The 7124-nt window shown below is 45.2% G+C and carries 5 protein-coding genes; all 5 read right to left on the bottom strand.

What is annotated here, in order from left to right:
* A partial coding sequence (locus AC0YNZ_RS31215) for an RCC1 domain-containing protein (protein ID WP_475830251.1) occupies positions 1-1606 on the bottom strand: 1606 nt, incomplete at its 3' end.
* 648 nt (positions 1607-2254) lie between these two features.
* Positions 2255-4573: a fibronectin type III domain-containing protein gene (locus AC0YNZ_RS31210; RefSeq protein ID WP_475830250.1), complete on the bottom strand. Its 2319-nt coding sequence runs from the start codon at positions 4571-4573 to the stop codon at positions 2255-2257.
* Between the two features lie 294 nt (positions 4574-4867).
* A complete protein-coding gene (locus AC0YNZ_RS31205; protein ID WP_475830249.1) occupies positions 4868-5539 on the bottom strand; it encodes an HAD family hydrolase in 672 nt (223 codons plus the stop codon).
* A gap of 176 nt (positions 5540-5715) precedes the next feature.
* On the bottom strand, positions 5716-6168 hold the full coding sequence (locus tag AC0YNZ_RS31200) for a hypothetical protein (protein ID WP_475830248.1): 453 nt from the start codon (positions 6166-6168) through the stop codon (positions 5716-5718).
* Positions 6169-6464: 296 nt separating this feature from the next.
* Complete coding sequence (locus AC0YNZ_RS31195; RefSeq protein WP_475830247.1) at positions 6465-6860, bottom strand: hypothetical protein; 396 nt, start codon at positions 6858-6860, stop codon at positions 6465-6467.
* Between the last annotated feature and the right edge of the window lie 264 nt (positions 6861-7124).

Genomic DNA, 7124 nt, shown 5'->3' with positions numbered 1-7124 from the left:
TCAACTCTTGTCCTGAGGACGAAATGTACCCGTAATATAACAAAAACTCATAATTGGATCCGCCGTATGAATAAGTTTTGGAATCGGAAAGCTGAAAAGAGCCGGGAGCCGGATATGCTGTAGTAGTGACCGTCACGTCTTTTTTCACACTTTGATTGCCATCGGCATCGACGGCGACCAATGAAAAGAGGTAGGGCGTGTTTGGAGACAGCCCCTTCACGTCATAGCTGTTCACGTCCCCGTTCAGGGTATCCAGCAGCGTATTGTCTTGGTATACCAAGTATTTGTCTACACCCGTTTCATCCGTAGCCGGCTGCCAATTCAGCTGTACGCTGTTATAGGTCACATCGGTAACCGTCAGCACGTCGCCCGTAGGCCACTGTGGCGCTTCAGGAGTGGCTTGCCAAGTTCCTTGAACTTGTACGGGAGTATAACGGTCTGTCGTTGTTCCATCGCCGAGTTGGCCATCTCTATTATATCCCCATCCCCAAACGGTTCCGTCGCCTTTGATCGCCAAATTATGCGGCGCAGCACCCGCCGCGATGGCGACAACCGAATCGAGACCCTGCACTTGAACCGGAGTATAACGGCCTGTCGTACTTCCATCGCCAAGCTGGCCATAGTAATTACCTCCCCACGCCCAGACGGTTCCGTTGCTTTTGAGCGCCAAACTATGCACACTATCCGCAGAGATGGCGACAACCGAATCGAGACCCTGCAGCTGAACGGGAGTGTTACGATTTGTCGTTGTTCCATCGCCGAGCTGGCCATAGTGATTATTTCCCCACACCCAGAGGGTTCCGTCGCTGTTGAGTGCCAAACTATGATCATTGCCCGCAGCAACGTCGATCACTGGACTGAGACCCTGTACTTGAACAGGAGTATGACGGTAGGTGTATGTGTTTCCATATTCGTCGACTATTTTCGTCAAGCCGCCAGGCACCCCGTTTTGGCCATACCAATTCCCTCCCCACGCCCAGACGGTTCCGTCACTTTTGAGTGCCAAACCATGGCGATCACCCGCAGCAACATCGATCACCGAATTGAGACCCTGTACTTGAACAGGAGCATAACGGTCTGTCGTGCTTCCATCGCCCAGTTGGCCATAGTCATTGTTTCCCCACGCCCAGACGGTTCCATCGCTTTTTATTGCGAGACTATGGTAAGTCCCTATAGAAATGGCGACCACGGAGCTAAGATTGGTTACCTGAATGGGGGAAGAACTGCTCCACAGCGTCGTGCTTCCAACGCCCAGTTGACCACCCCAATTCCCTCCCCACGCCCAGACAGTTCCGTCGCTTTTGAGTGCCAAACTATGCGTCCAACCCGCAGAGATGGCGACAACCGAATCGAGACCCTGCACTTGAACCGGAGTATAACGGTAGGTGGCTGTGGTTCCATCGCCGAGTTTTCCATAATTATTGTTTCCCCACGACCAAACCGTTCCGTCCTGTTTTAGAGTGAGAGTATGATCCCCTCCTGCTGCAACCATCGTTACGCCCGAATTCGAACTCTCTGAACCGGCCTCAGCGTCGGCTGCCTGAAAGGGCAGAAGCAGCGTCAGCAACAAAAAGGCACAAACTAAAAGCATAAACCGTCGTTTCATCCATCTTCACTCCAACCATTTTTTACCTTAAATCTACCATATCACCGGAATCTATGAATGTGCTCATAGCACTATTACAAAACAAATCTACCAAAAATTTCAACACAAACATTGTTATATTTCGGATTGAATGAACTCGATACGGACGGAAATATGGTTGTTCAGTCAACAATCGGTCATTTAGAGATGATTATGGATGTGAAGAGGAATTTAATGGATTTATTTAAAGAGGTCTGACGAAGTTGGTTGATTTTGGATGAATTGATCTCTTAGAGCAGTTTTTGAACAGAATATATCACCCGCTATTTTTGTTGCACCAGCCTTGCCTTTTTTTAAAGTATCTTGATCTATTCTGGAACTACATAACCCTTTTCTTATAAAAGGCTCAGCCTTTTTTAAAAACGATTTTTGCTGGGTCTAATTTCTATTGTCTTTTTTCGGTTTTGAGCGGTTTTAATTTTCATAGGAGTTCAGCAGGCTGCCGAACGGTTTTCGGCTGTTCGAAAAAGGGGAGGGACCTCATGAGGGAAAGGCTTCCGGAGGCCCGAGGATCTGCGTCCGGCCTTATCACCAAATCGCTGGTGCAAAGAAGGCCGCGGGGAGACCCCGCGGCCGATCATTAAGTTATCGTAAACAGAGTAATAATCTTCAGTGATTGTCATATTTGATGCTCACATAGACGAAAACTTTCTTATCCGGACTATAATCATTGCCTGTATGTCCCTTAACTCTCCACTCCGCTCTGTAACCTCCGGGCACCTCGGTAGCACTGTACTCGGTACCACCTGTGAGTAACGTCGTATCTTCCGGCAATCGGTTACCCTCGCCCACGGTCTCCAGACTAAGGTCATAATCTTCCCCATACGGCGAGGCCATGGAGACCTTAACGACTCCATGAAAACCTTCAGGGGGGCTCCAAGATCCACTCAACTCTTGTCCTGAGGACGAAATGTACCCGTAATATAACAAAAACTCATAATTGGATCCGCCGTATGAATAAGTTTTGGAATCGGAAAGCTGAAAAGAGCCGGGAGCCGTATATGCTGCAGTAGTGACCGTCACTTCTTGTTTCACACTTTGGTTGCCGGCGGCATCGACGGCGACAAGTGAAAAGAGGTAGGACGAATTTGGAGATAGCCCCTTCACTTCATAGCTGCTCACATCCCCGTTCAGGGTATCCAGCAGCGTATTGTCTTGGTATACCAAGTACTTGTCTACACCCGTTTCATCTGTAGCCGGATGCCAATTCAGCTGTACGCTGTTATAGGTCACATCGGTAACCGTCAGCACGTCGTCCGCAGGCCACTCTGGCGCTTTGGTATCGCTCGACGTTTCGGACTTCACTTCAAAGATCGTATCGCCCAATAAGTAATGGAGCTTTCCATCGATCCATCTCACAACACCGGCACCACCGCCGATCAGTGATGGTTTGTCCATTCCTTGGCGGTACTGATACAATTTGGAGTTATTTGCGAGAACCAAGGTGCCGGACTCATGCAATGAATGAATCCCCGCCCCTGTGTTAAAGTAAGTTGCCTGCGTCACCGTACCGTCTGGGGACTGCAAGTAGAGTTGCTGCACACCATTCGTGTCCGGCTTTTTGAACGCAATCCAGCCATTATTTACTTCATAGTCGTAATGAGGTACCGTACGTTCCGCACCAGCCGTTCCTTTGACCACTTGGCTCACTGTTCCATCCTGAACCTTCATCAAGCTGCCGTCATTCAAGGTGAACAGAATCGCCTTTCCGTCACTCACCGGGCCGCGCGGCGCCCCCGGATATTCAAATACGGTTGTCGTGCTGTCCGTTACCGGGTCATAGCGAAGGATCCGGTCGCTCTGCCCGCTGTAGTCATCAGGTTCGAGCAATACACTGCCATTAGGTTCCAGTTCAAAATAATCTTGATAGTAACGAATGCTGCGGGTAGCCCCGGTTTCCGTGTTAATCCAGCGAAGATATCCGCCAAACGCAAATGCGACATAGTTCCCTCTGACCTGCCTGGGGGAACTGATCTCTACCTCAAACGGAACGGATGAGAACTTCTCGCCGTTCCAATAAAAAATTCGGTGCTGATACCAACCCGTATCAACAATCATTACCGCCCCGGCAGGTGTCAGTTGAAACTCACTTCTAGTGCTTCCCACACTTTCTAGCGGCAGTTTCGTCTCGGTTCCGTCACTGCGGTTCTTCAAGACCAAGGTTCCATTCCGTATGAGCAGCAGTCGAGTCTCGTCTGCGTCCAAAATCTCCGCCTCAGGTTCACGCTGTACCTCAATTATTTCGGGGCTGGACTCTACATGAACTGTACGCCACACCTGTACCCGATAATTGTCATCGCCCCCATATTGTATTGTGCCGTCCGAGATGTAATATAGTATTTTCAGCGAACGACCGTTATCCTGCGTGACATCATATACACGGTCGAACCGGCCTGCGCCTTGGTCACTCTCGACGATATGTGGTTCGAAGCGACCGTCTGCCCGTCCTATTTTTACCAAAAATGAAGGCTGAACGAGGTCATCTTCGGCTTCAGCGATGACGTGGAGGCTGTTGTTGCGAATCACGGAGTGATTGTCAGCAGGTTCTAATCGCGTCACCACGGGAGGTTCATCATATTTGAAGGTTCCAGTCCCCGTCCCTGTACTATTATAGATGTCCACTGCCGTTACGGTAACGGTATGTTGACCTTTTGCCAGACCGGCCAGCTGCATTTCTCCCGTCCAATCACAGCTGGGGCAGGAGCGCGTCAGTTGTATCTCTCGGCCTTCTGTAGATGCATTGACACTCTTAAGTTCATACAAGGAAGAAATGGCAGCAGTAATGACTAGCTTTGTGGCAGCCTGATCCGTCTTTAGTTGCTTGATCGTTACTGTAATACTTTCCTGCGCATGCGCATACATTGGCAGGATCAGTGCCATTAACATACTGATTACCAGACTCCATAACCATGAGTTACGTATTTTCATTACTCTCATCCACCCATCTTTGATTGATAATGCTGCCGCCCCCTCTGCACACGCTGTATATACCCGCCGCATTTCATCTGTTATTTCGGTGTCTTTTGTAAAATTTCCTCCTAATTACAAATAATTAGCAAAAAAGCCTCGATTACGCGACATTTTTTGCATTCGCACTTCACTCTATTAGTCTATAAAGCGATCGTTTTTCAGACAGCAAGCAGCCACTCTTAATATGTAATGAAAAATCCGGTACTCAAAAGAGCCCGGATATCACACTGCTTATTTAACTATCGTTTCCCGTTAGTTGAATGACTTATTTTGAATAAAATCTATTACTTGTTTTAATTCCATTTCTAACATTGAACTAATACGAAGACTACACTCATCGAAGAATAAATTTTTTGTTAGTTCATTTGGAACAATAACTGTATGTATTTTTGCTTCTATTGCTGCTTTAGCACCGTTTGGAGAATCCTCAAAAGCTATGGCATTTATAGGAGCAACACCAAAATAATCTAAAACATTTAAATAAAGCTCTGGATCTGGTTTTACATTTCTTAGGTCCTCATGAGTTCGGATACAATCAAAATAGCCAACAAGATCTAATTCTTCTAGATTGGGCATAACCCAATCGTAAGGGGCACTTGAAGCTAAACCAATTTTCAATCCAAGTTCCTGAGCGGAATTCAAGTAATTTACCACACCCGGTCGTGTCTTTTCGTTCTTAATCAAAACGTCGTATTTTTGTCTCCGTAATGTTCTTAGTTCCTCACGATTGATAGGCCTGCCAATACATTTTTGCAAATAGGAATAGGGGTCAAATGCATTCATATGTCCCCCTATTCTTTTGCAATACAAGTCTAGTGGAAGTTCAACACCGTGATCTCTTAAAACTTCTTGAAAAGAATAAAATTCAAATGTTTCTGTGTCTCTAATCAATCCATCAAAATCAAATATAACGGTTTCAATCATATATTCCCCCACTATACTTTAGTAATGTGCTACTCTACCACTTTAATGTGATATATTACGGGATGACTGCCGTTAGCGTAACGAAGGGCTACCACACGGCAGCCCTTTCGGTGTTCAACTATCGTTACCCGTTAGCTTAATCGGATTTACATATTTTTCGTAGTCGGACGCGGTATTTATAAAGGATCTGTCGCCCAAAGCATTCCTATCTTATCATTATCGAATGCGACTATACCTGTATCAAAAGTATAAGCTCCGGAATTAGTTATTGTTTTCCACGAATAGAGCTTAATGTATCCAGAGTTTGAATCAAATTGGCCATTTGTGTAAAAAACTGCCTCTGGCTGAAATTTTTCTAAAAAGTAGTTACTTAATTTCTCAGCTAATGGTTTTGTCTCCAAATCGATATTATGAGTCATGTTTTTTGAAAGAGTATATGTAAGTATATTTTTAGCATAGCTTCTGTTCACTTGTTTCCAGTTACCCTTTATTTCCTTGGGGTTATGGCCCATTCGTTTTAAAAAAACTTCTTTTAATTCCTCGTCTTCAATATTACTTCTAACTTCGAAACCACAAGTAACTTTACCAGAATTCCTTCTACTTAATAATTTATTATCATCTTTGATCATTACTCATTACCTTTCTTACAAGTATCGTATCAAACTTAACCAATAGTATTGAGAATATAATAATATCACATTTTGTAACCATACTACCCGTTCGTATTAGCGTAACCAGCCCGTTAGCCCGTTAGCCATCCATGCATCTCTTATGCTGCACCACAGAGCATGAAAGTTAATCCGTTCTTTCATGGTAGTTGAGCGAAGGGCTGCCATTTGGTATTGAACTATCGTTCCCGTTAGCCATCCATGTCGCTCACGCGACACCACAGATTATGGAAGTAATTGCGTTCTTCCATGGGAGCTTAATGCATCATTTTACAATCCTTGGTCTTTTCAGGAATTTCAATCTGCTCAATGTCAAAGTTAATGATTTGAAGGACTTTCTCGCCTTCTCGTTTTTCGGTTTCTTCACCCACCCAACAACTATATAACTCTAAATAATCGCCCTTCTTTAAATAGCCATCCATGATTTTACACAGTTCTAACAGCTTCTTTTTGGATTCCGCACATGTTTCCGGGTTCATATCATCTGTAATCTCAATACCCCATTGGCTCGAAACTTCATAAACATAAGATGTAGTGAACTGATATTTCTTAACACTTGCAAAACAACGGCCGATATAAAAGAAGTCGTCTGTATATTCCTCGTCATTAGATGGCACTTCAATATTACAACCAATGTAGGAAGCTAAGCTCATTATTACGACCCCCTTTTTGTTCATCACAATTATTGTCGCTAAGTTTATTCTTGAATTAAACTGCCCGTCCCTCAATGCTACAAGGGAGCATATCAGTGCCGATCTGCTCCCTTGTAGCATTCAACTATCGTACCCGTTAGCCATCCATGTCGTTCACGCGACACCACAGATTATGGAAGTAATTGTGTTCTTCCATGGGAGCTTAACGAAGGCTGCCCGTATGGAGGCCTATTTATACAATATTATTAACTCATTTTTCATAAC

Source organism: Paenibacillus sp. J2L1-98, assembly GCF_056269405.1.
Note: the sequence above shows the minus strand (reverse complement) of the source record. Positions and strands in the feature narration are given on the sequence as shown.

Excerpts from the sequence above, each read along its gene's own strand:
- AC0YNZ_RS31205 (WP_475830249.1), bottom strand. The coding sequence starts at position 5,539 with ATGATTGAAACCGTTATATTTGATTTTGATGGATTGATTAGAGACACA.
- AC0YNZ_RS31200 (WP_475830248.1), bottom strand. The coding sequence starts at position 6,168 with ATGATCAAAGATGATAATAAATTATTAAGTAGAAGGAATTCTGGTAAA.
- AC0YNZ_RS31210 (WP_475830250.1), bottom strand. The coding sequence starts at position 4,573 with ATGAAAATACGTAACTCATGGTTATGGAGTCTGGTAATCAGTATGTTA.
- AC0YNZ_RS31195 (WP_475830247.1), bottom strand. The coding sequence starts at position 6,860 with ATGAGCTTAGCTTCCTACATTGGTTGTAATATTGAAGTGCCATCTAAT.